This window comes from Nitrospira sp. Nam74 (assembly GCF_965152615.1).
The window spans coordinates 4,201,998-4,220,315 of sequence record NZ_OZ224220.1 but is presented as its reverse complement, the minus strand read 5'-3'; the positions used below and the strand labels follow the sequence as shown (position 1 = coordinate 4,220,315).

The 18,318-nt window shown below is 55.5% G+C and carries 17 protein-coding genes; 12 read left to right on the top strand and 5 right to left on the bottom strand.

The annotated features are described in order from the left end of the window. The first annotated feature begins 12 nt into the window (after positions 1 to 12). From ACWHYZ_RS19930 to ACWHYZ_RS19920, 3 genes are all read left to right on the top strand, one after another. Positions 13 to 210 (top strand): ubiquitin-like protein Pup, encoded by a 198-nt coding sequence (locus tag ACWHYZ_RS19930; RefSeq protein ID WP_447984412.1) that lies wholly within the window; start codon positions 13 to 15, stop codon positions 208 to 210. A 168-nt stretch (positions 211 to 378) separates the two neighbouring features. Next, positions 379 to 2,085, top strand: coding sequence for a single-stranded-DNA-specific exonuclease RecJ (gene recJ, locus ACWHYZ_RS19925; protein WP_447984411.1), 1,707 nt, complete (start codon positions 379 to 381; stop codon positions 2,083 to 2,085). Then, on the top strand, positions 2,066 to 4,258 hold the full coding sequence (locus tag ACWHYZ_RS19920) for a RelA/SpoT family protein (protein WP_447984410.1): 2,193 nt from the start codon (positions 2,066 to 2,068) through the stop codon (positions 4,256 to 4,258). The genes recJ and ACWHYZ_RS19920 overlap by 20 nt, the downstream gene beginning before the upstream one ends. Positions 4,259 to 4,523: 265 nt before the next feature. On the opposite strand, the gene ACWHYZ_RS19915 is transcribed toward ACWHYZ_RS19920, so the two are convergent. Beyond that, complete coding sequence (locus ACWHYZ_RS19915) at positions 4,524 to 4,994, bottom strand: DUF192 domain-containing protein (protein WP_447984409.1); 471 nt, start codon at positions 4,992 to 4,994, stop codon at positions 4,524 to 4,526. A 48-nt stretch (positions 4,995 to 5,042) separates the two neighbouring features. On the opposite strand from ACWHYZ_RS19915, the gene ACWHYZ_RS19910 reads away from it, so the two are divergent. From ACWHYZ_RS19910 to ACWHYZ_RS19900, 3 genes are all read left to right on the top strand, one after another. After that, positions 5,043 to 6,758 carry a long-chain-fatty-acid--CoA ligase gene (locus ACWHYZ_RS19910; protein WP_447984408.1) on the top strand — a complete coding sequence of 572 codons (1,716 nt, stop codon included), beginning with the start codon at positions 5,043 to 5,045 and terminating at the stop codon, positions 6,756 to 6,758. 58 nt (positions 6,759 to 6,816) lie between these two features. Beyond that, positions 6,817 to 7,002: a hypothetical protein gene (locus ACWHYZ_RS19905; protein ID WP_447984407.1), complete on the top strand. Its 186-nt coding sequence runs from the start codon at positions 6,817 to 6,819 to the stop codon at positions 7,000 to 7,002. 113 nt (positions 7,003 to 7,115) lie between these two features. Continuing rightward, a complete protein-coding gene (locus ACWHYZ_RS19900) occupies positions 7,116 to 7,706 on the top strand; it encodes a flavodoxin family protein (RefSeq protein ID WP_447984406.1) in 591 nt (196 codons plus the stop codon). 459 nt (positions 7,707 to 8,165) lie between these two features. Here the strand turns inward: ACWHYZ_RS19900 and ACWHYZ_RS19895 are convergent, their stop codons facing one another. Beyond that, complete coding sequence (locus ACWHYZ_RS19895) at positions 8,166 to 9,986, bottom strand: M3 family oligoendopeptidase (RefSeq protein WP_447984405.1); 1,821 nt, start codon at positions 9,984 to 9,986, stop codon at positions 8,166 to 8,168. Positions 9,987 to 10,170: 184 nt separating this feature from the next. Here ACWHYZ_RS19895 and ACWHYZ_RS19890 point away from each other — a divergent pair, with 184 nt between their 5' ends. Next, positions 10,171 to 10,476, top strand: a complete 306-nt coding sequence (locus ACWHYZ_RS19890; RefSeq protein WP_447984404.1) for a hypothetical protein — start codon at positions 10,171 to 10,173, stop codon at positions 10,474 to 10,476. Between the two features lie 97 nt (positions 10,477 to 10,573). Here the strand turns inward: ACWHYZ_RS19890 and ACWHYZ_RS19885 are convergent, their stop codons facing one another. Next, positions 10,574 to 10,894 (bottom strand): tetratricopeptide repeat protein, encoded by a 321-nt coding sequence (locus ACWHYZ_RS19885; protein ID WP_447984403.1) that lies wholly within the window; start codon positions 10,892 to 10,894, stop codon positions 10,574 to 10,576. A 142-nt stretch (positions 10,895 to 11,036) separates the two neighbouring features. Between ACWHYZ_RS19885 and ACWHYZ_RS19880 the strand changes: the two genes are divergently transcribed. The 5 genes from ACWHYZ_RS19880 (at position 11,037) to ACWHYZ_RS19860 (ending at position 14,988) form a co-directional block, all read left to right on the top strand. Further along, the gene (locus tag ACWHYZ_RS19880) at positions 11,037 to 11,981 is read left to right on the top strand and encodes a histone deacetylase family protein (RefSeq protein ID WP_447984402.1); all 945 of its coding nucleotides are present in this window, start codon (positions 11,037 to 11,039) and stop codon (positions 11,979 to 11,981) included. Between the two features lie 209 nt (positions 11,982 to 12,190). Beyond that, the gene (locus ACWHYZ_RS19875) at positions 12,191 to 13,066 is read left to right on the top strand and encodes a sulfurtransferase (RefSeq protein WP_447984401.1); all 876 of its coding nucleotides are present in this window, start codon (positions 12,191 to 12,193) and stop codon (positions 13,064 to 13,066) included. An 82-nt stretch (positions 13,067 to 13,148) separates the two neighbouring features. Beyond that, entirely contained in the window at positions 13,149 to 13,508 is a 360-nt protein-coding gene (gene smbP / locus ACWHYZ_RS19870; protein ID WP_447984400.1) for a small metal-binding protein SmbP, read from the top strand. 67 nt (positions 13,509 to 13,575) lie between these two features. Beyond that, positions 13,576 to 14,367 carry a nitrilase-related carbon-nitrogen hydrolase gene (locus tag ACWHYZ_RS19865; RefSeq protein ID WP_447984399.1) on the top strand — a complete coding sequence of 264 codons (792 nt, stop codon included), beginning with the start codon at positions 13,576 to 13,578 and terminating at the stop codon, positions 14,365 to 14,367. Positions 14,368 to 14,427: 60 nt separating this feature from the next. Beyond that, positions 14,428 to 14,988: a YqgE/AlgH family protein gene (locus ACWHYZ_RS19860; protein WP_447984398.1), complete on the top strand. Its 561-nt coding sequence runs from the start codon at positions 14,428 to 14,430 to the stop codon at positions 14,986 to 14,988. A gap of 47 nt (positions 14,989 to 15,035) precedes the next feature. Here the strand turns inward: ACWHYZ_RS19860 and uvrA are convergent, their stop codons facing one another. Next, positions 15,036 to 17,825 (bottom strand): excinuclease ABC subunit UvrA, encoded by a 2,790-nt coding sequence (gene uvrA / locus ACWHYZ_RS19855; RefSeq protein ID WP_447984397.1) that lies wholly within the window; start codon positions 17,823 to 17,825, stop codon positions 15,036 to 15,038. Between the two features lie 69 nt (positions 17,826 to 17,894). Next, positions 17,895 to 18,233 (bottom strand): DUF3147 domain-containing protein, encoded by a 339-nt coding sequence (locus ACWHYZ_RS19850; protein ID WP_447984396.1) that lies wholly within the window; start codon positions 18,231 to 18,233, stop codon positions 17,895 to 17,897. Positions 18,234 to 18,318: the final 85 nt, after the last annotated feature.

Here is an 18,318-nt window from a genome sequence, read left to right as displayed (position 1 = left end):
AGGAGGACTCCCATGGAAAAGCAAGAGCGGAGGCCGGAATCTCGAAAGGACACGCAGGCCAAGGAAGAGGTCAAGCCAAATCCAAAGGTCACCGAAACTGGAAAGAAGCTGAAAGAAGATATCGATAAACTCGTCGATGAAATCGACGATGTGCTCGAAGAAAATGCGGAAGAGTTCGTGAAGAACTATGTGCAAAAAGGTGGGGAATAGCCTCACCTTTTTTTCTTTTCCTCTTTCATCTCCATCGTTGCTGGCCGTTAACAGCGCTCTCCCTCCGCTTTCTCACCGCACTCATGCCACCTTCATCTGTTTGACAAAGGCGCCTCTGCTGACTAGTATTCGCCCAGGTTTCACCGATTCATTTCTTTAAGGAGCGGCATGCTTTCCAAGCAATGGATTGTGCGCCATGTCGATTCACGAGAACAGATGGCCCTGGCGTCTCTTCTCTCCATTTCTCCCATGACGGCTTCGGTCCTTGTAGCCCGTGGCGTCACGACAAAAGAACAGGCGGATCATTGGATGAGCCCTCATCAGGGCGGGACACATGATCCATTGCTCATTCCCGACCTCGAAAAAGCGGTTGATCGATTGCATCGTGCCGTCCAGACCGGGGAGCGGATGTGTTTTTACGGCGACTACGACGTAGATGGCATGTCCGCCACGAGCCTGTATGTACTATTTTTCAGGGGTCTTGGCGCGAAGGTCTGCTGGTATATCCCTCATCGCATAGGGGAGGGCTATGGGTTAAATGTGTCCGCGATCACCCAATTGCGCCGCGATGGGGTGACGCTCCTCGTGACGTCTGATTGCGGCACGACGGCGCTTCGCGAAGTCGAAGTGGCCTGTCGTCTCGGGCTCGATGTGATCATCACCGACCATCACCAGGGGGAAGAGGTGCTTCCGCCGGCCTTTGCCATCATGAATCCATATCGGAAGGATTCGATCTATCCGTTTCCAGGCCTCTGCTCGGCGGGCCTGGCCTATAAAGTCGTGCGGGCGTATCATGCAAAATATGGTGCAGGTCAGATGGCGCTCGAATCGTTACTCGACCTCGTGGCGCTCGCAACGGTCGCGGATGTGGTCCCGTTGCAGGATGAAAATCGATACTTTGTGCGGCAAGGGCTCGATCTAATCTCGCGCGGGATACGGCCAGGCATCAAGGCATTGAAATCGGTCGCGGGTGTTGAGCGCACCTGTACAGCCGGCACCATTGCCTTCCGCCTGGCGCCACGGATCAATGCGGCCGGTCGTTTAGCGCATGCCGACCTGGGCGTGGATCTGTTGACTACCGAATCGGAGTCCAAAGCCCATCAGATAGCCGGGCAGCTGGAGCTGCTCAATCGCGAGCGGCAGGCCATCGAAGAGCAGACCGTCGTCCAAGCTTTGGCTGCAGTGAATCCCGATAATCTTCCCGCTGCGGTGGTAGTCGCGTCACGGGGGTGGCACCTCGGGGTGGTCGGGATTGTGGCAGCTCGGCTGGTGGAACGGTATCATCGGCCTGCCGTGGTGATCGCCATTAACGAACAGGGTATCGGGAAGGGGTCCGCACGCAGCATTCCCGGGTTCGATCTGTACGAAGCCCTGTCGGAATGCCGACACGTCTTGAAAGGCTATGGCGGCCATCCCGCCGCTGCGGGTCTGACCATTGAGGAATCCCGCCTGCCAGAATTTGTCGAGCAATTCCAACAGGTCGCTGGGAGGTGGGGTGAACGGCACAATAGCGATCCCTTGCTTCAAGTAGATGCTGAGGTTAAGCTGACAGACGTAGGTCCTCGCGTAATACGTGAATTAGATCGTCTCCATCCATTCGGCGCCGGCAACCCCGAACCTGTCTTCGTTGTGCGAAATCTGGCGATGCTCGATGTGCGGGTAGTCGGTGAAGGCCATTTGAAGCTTGTCGTCCGTCAGCAGGGTTCGACGCCGGTTGAAAGCATCGGATTTCGATTGGGGGAATTGTTGGCCCAGCGGGGACTGTCGCGGTCTGCACCGATCGATCTGGCGTTCATGCCGGAACTCAACAGGTGGAACGGCCTCGATCGCATTCAGTTGAGGATTAAGGACCTCCGTGCTTGTCGCCCTTCCTAATATGCCGTACGAAACTATTACCGATATCGATCAGCTGATCTCGCGTCTGCAGACTTATAATCCCGACGCGGAAGCCGATCTCGTTAGGCGGGCGTATGAATTTTCTGCGAGGGCCCATGCCGGGCAAATGCGCCAATCAGGTGAACCGTACCTTCAGCACCCGTTGGCAGTGGCAGGATTGTTGACGGCTCTGAGGTCGGATGTGACGGCCGTCGTCGCGGGATTACTCCACGACACGCTCGAAGATACACTGGCCACGACGAGTGAATTGGAACAGCTCTTCGGCAAGGATGTCGTTCGCCTGGTGGACGGGGTCACGAAAATCGGGAAGATCCAATTCCGGAATTACGAGGAAAAACAAGCCGAGAATTTTCGAAAGATGGTTCTCTCGATGGCCGATGACATCCGCGTGGTGCTCATCAAGCTGGCCGACCGCGTGCATAACATGCGCACCTTGGAACATTTGCACGAAACCAAGCGACAGCAGATTGCCCAGGAAACGTTGGAGATTTATGCCCCGCTGGCGAACCGGCTCGGAATCGGGTGGATCAAGAATGAGTTGGAAGACCTGTGCCTCAAATATCTCAAGCCGGATGCGTATGCCATGCTCAAGCTCCGCGTTGCCAAGCGCGATGAAGACCGGCAGGCATACATTCAAGAGGTCGCCCAACTGGTGATGGGTGCGCTGGCTGAGAATGGCCTGACATGCGAAGTCCAGGGCCGTCCGAAGCACCTGTTCGGCATTTACCAAAAGATGGAGCGCCAATCCATCTCATTCGAAGAGGTCTACGATCTCACCGCCATTCGCGTGATTACCGATACGAAGATGAATTGCTATGCGGTCCTGGGATTGATCCATTCACTCTGGAGACCGGTGCCCGGCCGCTTCAAGGACTACATCGCGATTCCGAAATCGAACCTGTATCAATCGCTCCATACGACCGTTGTCGGGCCCAAAGGGGAACACGTCGAATTTCAAATTCGCACTGAAGAGATGCATCGCATTGCGGACTACGGGATTGCGGCGCATTGGAAATACAAGGAGCGTGGCCAGATCGACGACAAGGACGGCAAGGTCTTCAGTTGGCTGCGCCAGTTCGTCGAATGGCATCAGGACCTGGCCGACAATCGGCAGTTCATGGACACCGTGAAGCTGGACCTGTTCCACGATGTCGTCTATGTGTTCACGCCCAAAGGCCTGGTCAAAGAGATGCCGAAGGGATCCACGCCGGTGGATTTTGCCTATGCGATCCATACCGAGGTCGGCGATCATTGTGTCGGCGCGAAGGTCAACGGCAAGATCGTGCCGCTCAAGTATCAACTCAGCAGCGGCGATGCCGTCGAGATTCTTACGGCTCCTACGCAGGTTCCTCACAAGGATTGGCTGAAGTTCGTCCGCACGTCGCGCGCAAAAACGAAGATCAAGCACTGGCTCAAAATCGAAGAGCAAAAGCGCAGCGTGGAGATCGGCCGTCGGCTATTGGAGCGTGAATTCCGGCGCCATGATCTGCCTCCGGCGCAACTGTTTAAATCTGATCGATTATTGTTGGTGGCCCGCGATCTGGGATGTGACTCCGCGGATGAACTCGCGGGGGCCGTCGGCTATGGACGATTGCCCACCGCACAAGTCATCAGTCGGTTGATTCCTCGTCCTACCGAGGAGCGGACCCCGGAAACAGAGGACGTATCAAAACCGGCTGTGCCCAAGACGGTTGAAAAGGGCGTCAAGGTCAGTGGTGGGCGCGACCTCCTGATGCAGTTGTCTCGGTGTTGCAATCCGGTTCCGGGCGATCGCATCATGGGTTACATTACACGCGGCCGCGGGCTCACCATCCACTCAGTCGGGTGCCCCAATCTTGAAGCCTTGGACTATGATAAGGAGCGATTGGTGGACGTGGAATGGGACACGACCACCTCAAGCATTCACGGGGTGAAAGTCTCGGTGCTGGCCGTGGACAAGACAGGGGTGTTGGCCAATGTGTCGGCGTCTATTTCTGAAAGCGAGGCCAACATCAGTCGCGCGGAAATCACGACACGGGAAGATCAGAAAGCACAACTCGACTTCGTGATCGAGGTGAAGGATACGGCGCATTTGGATCGGGTGCTCAAAGCGATCGAGCGCGTGAATGGTGTGATTACGGCACGGCGGGTGCGCTCTTGGCAAGTTCGATAATGCAGGCTGCTGAAAACGGCTACCAGCGGCATCCTCGCTTGGGCCAAGTCCTCAACGTAACTATGGGCAAGAGCCGGTCTTGGCGGCTCAGGATTGGCGGGTGAAATATTGCTACGTCTCTGGTTTGGCCTCGCGTATGGCCTTGCCAGGGGAAGGGGTGCGCCTGGGCCGGGGTCGTGTAATCGATGATCGTTTTGAATAGTCTGATGTTATTCGTGAATGGGTAAGATTGAGCGGGATTGGTTCACGTATGGCTGTGAACGTCTTAAGACGGAACTTGGAACTTGAGGACTAGGCCTCGTTGTAGTTTCAGAGCATCGGCTACGCCTGCCGCCAACTCCAGAACGTACATCGCATTGTCGTTGGGTTGATATTGTGGGCATCCATCGTCAGTGCGAGAGCAGGTCGGAACGTTGCGCTCGATATGGACGATTCGTTTCTTGCCGTCCATCCAAATGATATCCAACGGGATCCGGGTATTCTTCATCCAAAATGTCCACAGTTGAGGCTCGGCGAAGGTGAAGAGCATTCCACGGTTTTTTGGCAGTGACTCCCGATACATCAATCCTTTTGCGCGCTTCTCCGTCGTGTCGGCGATTTCTGCCTGGATGACGGCGCCGTTTGGCGTCGAAATCTGGATGAGGCCGTCTTGTCCAGCCGCGGCGTGCGTGCGAATGGACAGTGTGAGTGCCATGAGGCAGGTCAGTAGTAGACCGCATCGGCTGGGGGGTAGCATGTGCCGATCCTAGCGGTCGTCAATTCAATCGTCAAGAGTTGAACAACCATGCCGCGTATTTGGACCGCTCACTATGATCCTGATGTGCCGCCGACATTGTCTTATCCGGACTCTGTCGTGCCGGATCTCCTCACAGCAGCCGCCAACGAGTATCCAGACCGTCCCGCCCTCCGCTACTACGGCGCGACCTTCTCCTATATCGAGCTGGATGACCTCACCAGTCGGTTTGCCCAAGCGCTCGCACACCTACGCCAAAACGCGAGAGGAGTCGTGGGGATCATGCTGCCGAACCTTCCGCAAACCGTCGTTGCGTATTTCGGTAGTCTCAAGGCCGGGGCTTCCGTTACCCCTATTAATCCTCTTTATGTTGAACAAGAGATTGCGCATCAGGTCTCTGATGCAGGTTGCGATACCATCATTGCCTTACCTCAATTTTATTCCCGCATTGCACCACTGGTTGGTCGGACATGTTTGAAACGGGTGATCGTCACCGGACCAGAAGAGTACCTTCCCTGGTTGAAACGTCTTCTCTATCCCTGGGTGAAGCGAAAGGAGCGACAGCGGGATCGCCTACCGGTCTCGACAACGATTATTCCTTGGTCTCGGTTCATGAAACATCGTCTGAAAAAGCGGCCGTTCGATGTGTCTCCTGACGACGTCGCGCTGCTGCAGTATACGGGTGGAACGACGGGAACCCCAAAGGGCGTGGTTTTGACTCATCGAAACCTCGTCGCGAATACATTACAGTGCCGTCATTGGATGCCGTCACTCCGGAAGGGAGAAGAAAAGTTTCTCGCCGTGCTTCCCTTCTTTCATGTGTATGGGATGAGCGCGTGCCAGAATTTGGCCGTCAGTGTGGTCGGCAGCCTGGTCTTGCTTCCGCGTTTTCAAGTCGGTGAGGTGTTGAAGACCATTGAGCAGGAGCACATCACCGTGTTTCCCGGCATTCCGGCGATGTATTCGGCTATCAATAACTATCAACACCTTGAGCGGTATAGCTTAGGGTCCATTCGGCTTTGTATCAGCGGAGCCGGCCCCTTACATCCCGATGTGCAGCACCGTTTCGAAAAGTTGACCGGCGCGCGGCTCGTTGAGGGGTACGGACTGACCGAAGCGGCTCCTGTGACGCACGTGAATCCCATTCATCCGGGTGAGGACGAGCGGCGTCGCCGGAGTATTGGACTGCCTCTGCCGGACACCGATGTCGCGATCCGGGATATTGAAAGCGGGCAGTACGATCTGCCGATTGGCGAAGTGGGAGAGCTTGTTATCCGGGGGCCTCAAGTCATGCAAGGCTACTGGAACCGACCTGAAGAGACACAGCATGTCCTTCGCGACGGCTGGTTGTATACCGGCGATATGGCGCGGATGGACAACGACGGCTTTTTTTACATCGAAGACCGTAAGAAGGACATGATTAAATCAGGCGGGGAAAACGTCTACCCCCGTGAAGTCGAGGAAGTGCTCTGCAGACATCCGAAGGTCAAAGAGGCCGTCGTCGTAGGCATTCCGATGGGGATGCGCGGGGAGCTCATCAAGGCCTACGTTGTCTTAGCGGAAGGCGAACGCGCCGGAGCCGCCGAACTGCTGGATCATTGTCGCAAGGAGTTAGCCAAGTTTAAGATCCCGAAAAAGGTCGAGTTCCGTACGGCGCTTCCGAAAACCATCGTTGGGAAAGTCCTCCGGCGGGTGTTGCTTGAAGAGGAAATGAAAAAACGCCAGGCCGATGAACCGGAGACTCCGGCACGCGAGGTGCCGTCTTGAAATCCAATATGTTCCTATGCCATGGTGAGGGTAATATCATCGTTCACCCGAGGCCTCTATGAAAGAAAAACGCCGCGTGCTGTTTAAAAAGGGAGTCTTTGTGTGCCCCCAGTGCCGCCAATCGTACGTGCAGGAAAAATGGATCGAGGAATGGCGGATCCGTTGCCATAAGTGCGACTATCGGGGGACGCTAACTGAGGTATCGGTTGAAGAGCATATGGATGAAGTGACCATTCGCCATTGAGCTCATCTTTTCACGATCAATTGTTTCATCCGCCGGCCCATTTCCCACAATTCTGCCCTTGGTCTCCTCGTGCTACATCCTCATGATGCGTCACCTCTAATGTTGAGGGCTGTATGAAAATGTTTGCCTGCGTCCTTTCGATTGTGCTGATGTTTTTCAGCTTCGTGGCGGCACGGGCCGAGGAGCCCTCTATTATGGTGCTCGTGGCCTACCATTCGATGAGCGGCCATACGGAAAAAATGGCTCAGGGGGTATTGGAAGGGGCTAAAGGCGTGCCCGGGACAAAGGTGCTGTTAAAGCGAGTTGGGCAAGTGACGGCGGACGAGCTGTTTTCAGCAGACGCTCTGGTCGTCGGCTCGCCCGTCTACTGGTCAAATATGGCGGGGGAGGTCAAGACGTTCATTGATAACTGGCAGTTCAAGTTCGGCGTCTTTCCGGACTTCAAGATGCGGAACAAGGTGGGGGCCGCCTTCACGACCGGCGGGCAGCTATCCAGCGGTAAGGAACTGACCATGCTCTCGATATTAGCCGCCATGCTCGGTAATCAGATGATCGTCGTGAGCGGCGGCGGAGCGTTTGGAGCCTCAGCGACGACTGAAGGCGATAGTCCCGGCATTGACGAGAAAGAGTTGGCGAGTGCGAGGGAGCTGGGTCAGCGCGTAGCGGAGGTTACGTGGAGAATGAAGCCGGCGGCGAGACAGTAGCCCACCGCCAGGATCCGGACCAGACCAACGGGGCCGGATAGACTCGCCTAACGGTGATTTTGAGGCAGCATAGGAAGCTCGCTCGTCAGAGAGCCGGCACTATTCGCAATAGCGACCAGTTCGTAGATATTCTTGGCACACCGTCCGCAACAATCATCATCCTCTAACCCGAAACACATCTTAAGCGTTTCGGGACACACTTGCCCCGCGCGCGCGGCTTGCTGAACATCAGATTCCGTGAGACCTTTGCACAGGCAGACATACATACGAACTCCTTATTGGATCGAGTATGTGGTGAAACTCAGACTGCCGAATGTTTGGAACGATTATGATAACCGTTCTCAACAAGGGGAATCATAGCCGTTGAATCGGCAGTTGTCAAGGCCAAATTAGAGGAAGAATATATGGGACAGCGGATCCACTGACAGGGGCGTAGAGGCTCAGAACGGATGCAAGCGGCTAGGCTTGCATCCGTTCCAACTCGAGGACCATGTCGCGGATGGTATCAAAGCCGGATTGCCAGAAGGCCTCTGATCGCATGTCCACCCCGACGTCAGTCAAGATGGCTTCTGGACTTTTGGATCCGCCTGCGGCCAGGAGATCGAGGTATTTAGGGACGAATGCGGCGCCCTGCTGTTTATAACGGTGGTATAGGGCTAGGACGAGGAGGTTCCCAAAGCTATAGGCATAGCAATAGAATGGGCTTGCAAAGATATGAGGAATGGTCAGCCATTCCCATCGAAATTCATCCGGAACCTTGACAGCTTTGCCGAACTGCTGTCTGAGCCCGGCTAAATAGATATCCGCTAAGTCTTTGACCGTCCCACCCTGGGCTACCATCTGATGGGCTGACTTTTCAAATAAGATAAAGTACGCCTGCCTGAGCACGGTCGCATAAATATCATCTAGCTGGGCTAGTAACAGCCCTTGTTTGATGGCCTTGCTGGACTCCTGAGCCATGAGGGCTTCGGACAGCAGCCGTTCACCGAACACCGAAGCCGTTTCGGCCAAGGGCAAGGTGGAATGAAAGGTAAACACCGAATGGGAGGAGGCCATCATGGCATGGACTGCATGGCCCAGTTCGTGAGCTAAGGTGGCGACATCCCTCGCTTCACCTGTATAGTTCAAGAGCACATAAGGGGTAGATCCCGGGAGCACGCTATAGCAGTAGGCTCCCCCTAGTTTCCCGGGAAAAGTACGTGCATCCACATGACGTTCACTTAATACCTGCTTGGCCTGTTCTGCCAGCTGCGGTGAAAAAGTTTGATAGGCCTGCAGTACCATGCGCACGGCATAGGGATAGCGGTACCGTTTTCGTTCCGACCGGTGAGGCGCATAAATATGATACCGACTCATTGGACGAATCTTGCAGATTCTCGCCTTGATTCGGAAATAGTCCTGAAAGATTGGGGCATTCTTTGAGCAGGCGGTCAGAAGCGCGTCGACGGCTTCATCAGGGACATCATTGCCGAGATTTCTGGCGGCGATCGGCGAAGCGAATTTTCTTAACTCGATGTTCTCGCTCTTCCAATCATTCACCAGCGTCGTATACATCTCGCCGAGCACGTCATGGTGTCCAGCGAAGACCCGGTACATCTCCTTGTAGGCTGTCTCGCGCATATTGGATGCGGGACTCCGAACATAGATGGAGAGTTGCTCGCGGGTGAGGGTTTTGCGTTTTCCTTTTACTGTGAGGCTGAATGTGAGGCCGTTCGTGAGCACGTCGTACAGGGTGTTCACGGCATGCCGTCCGGTCGTATTTTTCAAATTGATGATTTTTTCTTCGGCTTCCGAGAGCGTATGCGGCTTGTATCGCCGGATCGATTCCAAAAAGTAGCGGACGTCTCCGGAAGACTGCATCAGGCGTGCGGCGTTGGCTTCATCCACCGTCTGCCACCATAAGTCAAAGAACAGCATGCGATTCTGAAGCGCGGTGAGCCGCTCCTCGACTTTGGTCTTAAAGGCTCTGGCTTCGAGGTTTTTCGTGTTCTCGGAAAACCATAAGTAGGCGTACGCGCTGAGCTTAGCCGACTCTCGGGCGATGGCTTCATTGAGACCCAGGATGTCGAGAAAGGCCTTGCTCGACATGTCCGGGCTTAACGTGCTTCGCAGCGATTCGTATTTTGATACCTGGCTGTCCAACCTCTTTATTGACCTCTCAAATTCCTCCTGGGGCTGGGTCAGCAAATGAGTGAGATCCCACTGGTCCGATAAGGCTTGAGACTCCATATGGCGAGATGATGTTTTCGTACTCTGGCGCTTCGTAATCGTTCGTTTCATAACTGCTCCCTCTCGATACCCTTTCATGATAACATTCGGACTATTCTGAAATTGAAATAATTCAGCATAATGTTTCAATGGCTTAGATCTGGGTGTCCTTAAGCGTTTTGTCGCGGGTCGCGGCGACAAGCGGTGAGCAGGGGGAGCAGTTTGTGAAACGTTTCGTGAGAGAAAGGACCGGGTGATGACAGAGCAGGAACTGGACCGCGCGGTGCAATATGTCACGGCCAGCACGTCCTATGCCCGCGATCTGGTGAAGGATATTATCGTGACAGGCTTTGCCGAGCTGGGGGCTCTGGCTGGGACGAGCACCCAGCGGTTTGAACGAGAGACATTACTTGAATACGTCTGTCAATGGACGATCGCCAAGACCGGCCAACCGGAGCCGCTGGTTCGCGAAGTGCTTAGCTGCGCAGGGCGGTGGTTAGATGAGTTCTACGAACAGCTCGCGCGGGAGCATCCCGAGTTGCTGAAAGGCCGCGAAAACTAGCACTGCGTTTCAGCGGATCGCTGGAAGGAAGTGCACGGGTAAACTAGGAATCACATCACGTCGCGAAATAGTGCATCGGGATCCCGTTCAGAAGGGACTATTGGGCCGGCAGGCTCTGCTTTAACAGTTCAAGGTTTTTGGTCACCATGGCATCGCCGTTCTTGGTCGAGACCTCGATGCCTTGATCGACGATTTCCCGGCATCGGTCGATACGGCTGAGCTTCTGAAGTGATTGGGCCAAGGCGTAATAGGCGGCTGAATAGGTCGGCTTCGCTCGGATGCAGCTTTCAAGTGCAGTTGCAGCATCGGCGAAATTCCCATCCTCCATATAGGCTTTTCCCAAGCCGAACCATGCCACCTCGTCGTTCGGATCGATCGCCAATACTTTTTTCAAAGGCTCAATACGAGGATTTGCCATTCGTGCTCCACTCACAGCATGATTATCTCGTGGACCGTATCACGCTCACCCAACAATTGTCTATCATCTGAACCCCGTGTTACGATAGCCTCCCGTTCCTAGTGGCGTGGCCGACAACTCACAAAAATGGAAGAGAGAGGTCATGGGACGCACTGGGATTGTCTATCATCCGCAGTATCTTGAGCATGATATGGGCGCCGGCCATCCCGAATCACCTGACCGTCTTCGGGCAATCATCTCTCGTCTTGCACACGCCGGCGTGCTCGATCGCCTCGTCCGGATCGAGCCGTCCCGTGCCTCCGACGAATGGATTACGCAAGTCCATACGGCGTCGTATGTGGAAAGCTTGAAGCGACGGGCTCCAACCAGCGGGCGCGTGTCCCTCGATCCCGATACGTCGATGTCCGCTGGATCGCTCTCCGCTGCCTATTTGGCAGCCGGTGGGGTGTTGGCCGCAGCCGATGCGATCGTGGCCGGTTCCGTCGAGCATGTCTTTTGCGCCGTGCGGCCACCCGGTCACCATGCCGAGCGCGATCACGCGATGGGGTTTTGTCTGTTTAATAATGTGGCAATTGCAGCGCGCTATCTTCAGCGGCGCCATGCCATGGCGCGCGTCCTAATTGTCGATTGGGATGTGCATCACGGAAACGGCACGCAACACACGTTTGACGATGATCCCTCGGTACTCTTCTTCAGCACTCATCAGTATCCCTATTATCCAGGGACGGGTCATGGAACGGAAGCCGGGGTCGGCCGCGGGGCGGGAGCGACGATCAATGTGCCCATGAAGGCCGGCCAAGGGGATGATGCGTATCGTGAGGTGTTCCAAAAACTCTTGATCCCTGCCGCCGATGCCTTTCAACCTGATTTTGTTATTGTCTCGGCGGGCTTCGATGCGCACAAAGATGATCCGCTGGCAAGCATGGGGTTAACTGAAGAAGGCTATGCGGACCTGACACGCATGGTCGTTTCTATCGCCAGGCGTCATAGCCAAGGTCGTCTTCTGTCATCCCTGGAGGGCGGCTATAACCTGCAGGCGTTGTCCGCGTCGGTGGAACGGCACGTGTCCGCCTTGCTTGATTCATAATTGTCTGAGTTTAGGCTGGCATAGCGGCTACTTGTACTTGAAAACGTGGCTGTCGTGCCATATTTTACAGAATGAACGAGCCAAGCTAAACGAGCATGGCGTGTCCTTGGGGGGTGTCGGATAGAAGGAGCCGGAGCGGGCCTCAGTAAATGAGGTCGGAGGGCATGGTTGGGGAGTTCATCTGAATAAGCAGACGACGAGGCATTGTCATGAAGCATCCATTATTGATCGACACGGAAACACTTGAGCAGAATCTGGGCCGTTCCGGCCTCGTGATCCTCGATGTGCGAGGCAAAGCCGCTTACGCATTCGGGGGTCATATCCCAGGCGCAGTCCATTCCACCTGGCATGACTATAGCGATCCCAACGCGGTCGCAAAGGGTTTGCTCAACCCCGATCTTTCTGCCATAGAGCAAAAGATCAGAATGTTGGGGATTAGTCAGGACACCGATGTGGTGATCTATTCCAATCCTTTTGATAATTGGGGCGACGAAGGACGGATGTTCTGGATGCTGGAATATCTCGGACTGGACAAGCTGCGGATTCTCGACGGCGGCTGGGTGAAGTGGGTGGCGGAGAAACGGCGCTATGAACATGGCGTCAATAGCCCGCCACCAGGCACGTTCAAGGCGTCACCACGCCCCGACCGTATTGCCGTGAAGGATGAACTCAAGCAAATGGTGAAGCGTCCCCATCCGGAGACGATGCTCCTGGACGCGCGTAGCCTCGAAGAATACGTCGGGAAGGAGATCGCGGGCATCCCTCGCCCGGGCCATATTCCCTCGGCGGTCAGTGTGCCCTGGAACGGGTTCCTCAATCCCGATGCCACGCTGAAAGATGCAAATGCGATCAAGGCAAGTCTTGAAGAACGAGGGTTGCACCAGGGACAGGAGGTCGTGTGCTATTGTACAGGCGGCGTGCGGTCTGCCTGGGTATATTTCGTACTCAAGGTAGTCGGCTATCCGCGGGTGAGAAATTATCCGGGATCGTGGTGGGAATGGAGCCGGGATTTTGCCGCACCCACTGAAACCGATGCAAAATTACTGCATAAAATCATCAATCAGGATGCCCCGCGACCTTCCTAGCTCTCGGCTTGACACCCCGAAAAATCGCGTGTTAAGGTCACATCGATATTGTATTCTAACCTAGATTATGAGGAGGTGCGGCATGCGGAGAAAATGGCTTCTTGGTGCATTGGCCCTGAGCGTGGCGACCGGTTTTATAAGCGTGTCGGTTTCGTCGGGTGTGGCCTTGGCGGCCGAGAATAAACACGTCTCCGAAGCCGTAGAACATGCGAAAGAAGCAATTGAGCATGGGAAGAAAGGTCATGCAGATGTATTGGTGAAGCATGCCGAGGTGGCATTGAAGCATGCCGAGGCCGCCCAGAAGGACATGAAAGATAATCCGCATGTTGCCGAAGGTGTGAAGGGATTGAAAGACGCGGTCGAACATGGCAAGGCGGGTCATGCAGATGTCGCGACAAAGTCCGCTGAGGGAGCGGTCATGCATCTGTCTGAAGCGAAGTAATGGTCGGTTCGCAACACGAACGGGTAGGGACGATGTCCCTGCCCGTTTTTATTTGCCGCGTCAGCACATGAACGTCGGATTCTATCAATTCAATCCAATCTTCGGCGAGGTCAAGCGAAATCTCGACACGGTGTCGAACCGTCTGAGCGAGGTACACTGTGATCTCATGGTACTTCCTGAACTCTTTGCATCAGGCTATCAATTCATTTCAAAACAAGAAGTGGAAGAATTAGCCGAACCGGTGCCGGACGGTTTGACGACTCAGCGTCTCATCCAGGTGGCGCGGGATCGACACATGGTGCTCGTCGGAGGGCTGCCGGAACGCGATGGGGCGCATTGTTACAATTCAGCGGTGATCGTCGCGCCGTCAGGGTTTCTCGGCTGTTACCGCAAGACACATCTGTTTTATGAGGAAACCCTCTTTTTTTCTCCGGGCGACACAGGTTTTCAGGTGTGGGACATTGGATCAGCCAGAATCGGGATCATGGTGTGTTTTGACTGGTTCTATCCGGAATCGGCACGGACGCTGGCGCTCCGAGGCGCCGACATCATTTGTCATCCGTCGAATCTTGTTCTGCCCCACTGCCCGGAGGCCATGGTGACGCGGTCTCTGGAGAATCGGGTGTTCAGCATCACAGCCAATCGAATAGGATCGGAAGAGCGGGGAGGAAAGAAACGGCTGACCTATATCGGCCAGAGCGAAATCGTCAGTCCAGAGGGCGCAATTCTGTCCCGTGCACCGTCTGATCAGGACAGTCTCCGTGTGCTGGACATCGATCCGTACGAGGCTCGCAATAAGTCTCTCAATCCATACAATGATTTGCTCCGCGGCCGCCGAACGCAATTCTACGAAAGCTAGCCCTTGCCCTCCGCCGATTCGGCCTTACTTCTGACAGGAACACAGTGGTAGGATGAGTTGATGAACGAAGGGCTTGGAAAAGGCATCTTTCTCGTGGCGACTCCTGCCTTGCGAGATCCGAATTTTAGACAAACCGTCGTCCTGCTGTGCGAGCATGGACCGGAGGGCGCGCTTGGGGTCGTCGTCAACCGTCCAACGGCCATGTCGATTACCGAAGCCTTGCCCCAAATTCCTATCCTAGAAGGGCAGCGACATCCGCTTTTTTCGGGAGGCCCGGTCCAGCAGAACCAGGTTCTGATTCTGTATCGATTAGCGGAGGAGCCGAGCGAGACGCATCATGTTTTTGACAAAGTGTACCTGGGTGGGGACTTGGCCGCCGTCGAACGGGTCCTGACCACGCCGACCGGGGCCGAGGCCTTTCGCGCTTATGCAGGCTATTCAGGGTGGGGGCCCGGTCAGCTCGAGCAGGAAATGAAGACTGGTTCATGGATCACGTTGCCTGCCGATCCCACCGTCGTCTTTCAAAAAGATCCAGGCAGCATTTGGCCGGACATTGTTCGATCCCTTGGTAAGTCGTATGAAATGTACGCAGACATGCCGATCGATCCAAGCTTAAACTAAGGGCGGACCGACAACGCCTCTTATTTGCCCGCCGCATTGACTCCGCTTCATGCTTTTTCTTGACTGAGTACGGATCGCAAAAAACGTCCGGTATGTGACGTCTTGACCGCGGCCACCTGTTCGGGTCGGCCTTCAGCCACAATGTGGCCCCCTGCCTCACCGCCTTCGGGGCCAAGATCGATGATCCAATCGGCAGCCTTGATCACGTCGAGATGATGCTCCACGATCAAGACGGTATGTCCGGCATCGACCAGTTTGTTAAGGACGCTGAGCAATTTCTTGATATCCTCCAGGTGAAGCCCCGTGGTGGGTTCATCCAAGATATAGAGAGTCTCGCGAGATGAGCGGTCCTTGAGCTCCGCCGCAATCTTGAGGCGCTGAGCTTCGCCGCCCGAGAGGCTCGTCGCCGGCTGGCCTAGTCGGAGGTAGCCGAGACCGATGGACGCCAGCAGATGGAATTTCGCGCCAAGGCGAGGGGAGTCCGCGAAAAACGACATGGCGTCGCTGACGGTCAAGTTCAGCACATCTCGAATCGTCTTTCCCTTATAGCGTACGGCAAGGACCTCCGGCTTAAAACGGTGTCCATTGCACGCTTCGCATGTGACGTACATATCTTCGAAAAAATACATCTCCAGTTTCTCATAACCGGTGCCTTGGCACCGTTCGCAGCGCCCTCCTGTTGTATTGAACGAAAAATGTGCCGGCGTGAGAGCGCGTCGCCTCGCCTCCGGCAGCGTAGAAAAGAGACGGCGGATGTCGTCGAAGGCTTTTAAATAAGTGACGGGGTTCGATCGAGGGGTTCGCCCAATCGGTTCTTGATCGATCAGTCGAACGCCACACAGATGTTCCAAGCCTTTCATCGCCGTAAAACGACCCATCGGCAGCGTGGCAACTCGGAAGGCGCGCGCGACGGCGCAATACAGCGTGTCCCGCACCAGCGTGCTCTTACCCGAGCCGGAGACTCCTGTCACGCAGATGAGCATGCCGAGCGGAAATCTCGCAGTGACATCTTTCAGGTTATGTTCCCGCGCGCCCGTGAGAATGAGCGCTTTGCCGTTGCCGCGACGACGCACCGAAGGCACCGGGATACGTTCATCTCCCCGGACATAGCGAGCGGTGAGAGAAATCGGATCAGCCAGGAATGTATCCCGACGTCCAGCCGCCACGATCGTTCCTCCTCGCTCACCGGAAAACGGACCCATTTCGATAATGTGATCGGCGGCAAGCATCATCTGTTTGTCGTGCTCGACGATGACCACCGTGTTGCCGGCATCGGCCAGTTCTCTCATGATGGAAGCCAGCATGGCGGTGTCGCGGGCATGTAGCCCGATGGTCGGTTCATCCAGGACGTACAGGGTTCCAACCAACCGGGAGCCGAGCTGATTGGCGAGGGTAATGCGCTGCGCCTCTCCACCGGAGAGTGTGCGGGTCTGGCGGGCGAGCGTCAAATAACCGAGGCCCACTCGACGGAGAAAGCCGAGCTTCATTGAAAGTTGCCGTAAAATATCATGGGCGATACGCGCTTCAAAATCGGACAGTTTCAGCTCGCCGAGCCAACGCCCCAGCTCCTCGATGGTCCACATCGAGACTCCGTGAATATCGTGTCCCCCGATCTTGACGTGGAGCGCTTCGGCTTTCAGCCGCGAGCCATGGCAGGACGGACAGGGAACCGGACTGCGGTATCGGCTGAGGAAGACTCGGACATGAAGCTTGTACCGTTTACGCTCGAGGTGCGCGAAGAATTGATCGATCCCTTCAAAGGCACGGTCGCCTTTCCACAGCAGCGCCCGCTCATGTTCGGTCAATTGATCGTATGGGGTCGTCACGCTGATCCGGCGGCGTTTCATGGCGGTCAGCATCTGTTTGTGCCACCAGTCAGTGCCGGGTTTCATCCAGGGTTCAATGGCTCCGTCGCCCAATGACAAGGTTCGATTCGGGACGACCAGCTCCTCGTCGTAGCGCAGAATATTCCCAAACCCCTTGCACTCCGAACAGGCACCCAGGGGGTGATTGAAGGAGAACATGACCGGCCGGATCGGTTCAAACGTCCGCTCGCATCGCTGACACATGAACCGAGTGCTGTAGTTGTGGGGACCATGGCCGATCACCTCCACGCGGCATGTGCCGTTGCCTTCGTGTAAGGCACTTTCGACCGCTTCCATCAATCGCCCGCGATTGTCAGCACGGAGCGCCAGCCGATCCAGCACGACATACAGATCCGTGAGATTGTGCGTAGGTAAGGCCAGATCAGGCTCCAGATCGATAAGGTCCTCGCCACATTTGACGCGGATGTATCCTCTTGTCAAAAGAGACTGAACGAGCGCCGCGTCGTCCCCGCGGGCATCATCCACGGGAAACAAGATCATGGCGCGACTATCCATGAAGCGGTTCAGCAACTCGTCGACGATGTCGGCCGGCTGGTAGCCGCGTGCTTCTTGTTGGCAGTCCGGACAGGTGGGACGACCGATCTTCGCAAAGAGCAGTCGGAGAAAATCTGAAATCTCGGTCGATGTCCCGACGGTCGAGCGCGCGGTCCGAACCGAATTTTTTTGCTCGATCGCAATCGCCGGACGAATATTGATCAGTCGGTCGACGTCGGGCCGATCCACCTTTTCCAAAAACATGCGGGCATAGGTGGAGAGGGACTCCACGTACCGCCACTGCCCCTCCGCAAATAGCGTATCGAATGCCAGCGACGACTTCCCCGATCCGGATACCCCGGTAATCACCGTGACGGCATTATGGGGAATCGTGAGCGAGATGTTCTTGAGGTTATGCTGCCGCGCGCCTTCGATGATGAGGTCGCCGCCCGCGTGAGAGGAGATAGGGTGTGTCACGAAACCTTTCAGATGGAGATAAAACAGAAAATCGTACCAAGCGGGGTGTTGCAACTGCAATGGTTGACATTATTGCAGCGTCAACTTGAGCAGGCCCACACACGTCATATAGAGGGCAAGGCCGCCGATCATCGCGGGCCAGAAGCCGAAGCGTGGGAGCACAAAGATGATAAAAAGCACATAGGCTGTCCACGGCGGCACGAACAGCAGCAGGTGTTTGGCATAGGACAAGGTATTATCGGTGCCGCCATTGAGATAGATCAGAATGAACGTGATCCCCGTGATTGCGGGAAATGTGCTGGCGAACGCTGCGATAAACCCTCGTCCCATTGATCCGACATAGGTCGAGCCGCTGACCAAGACGCCGCCCAGCAAGAAATATAATGCGTACTTCACCAAGTCACTCATTCATCGCTCCTTCTCGTCTCCTCGTCACTCTTTTCTTCAAACGAGCGAGGCGATTCCCCACCGTCCCTCTTCGGATGGCCGCAAT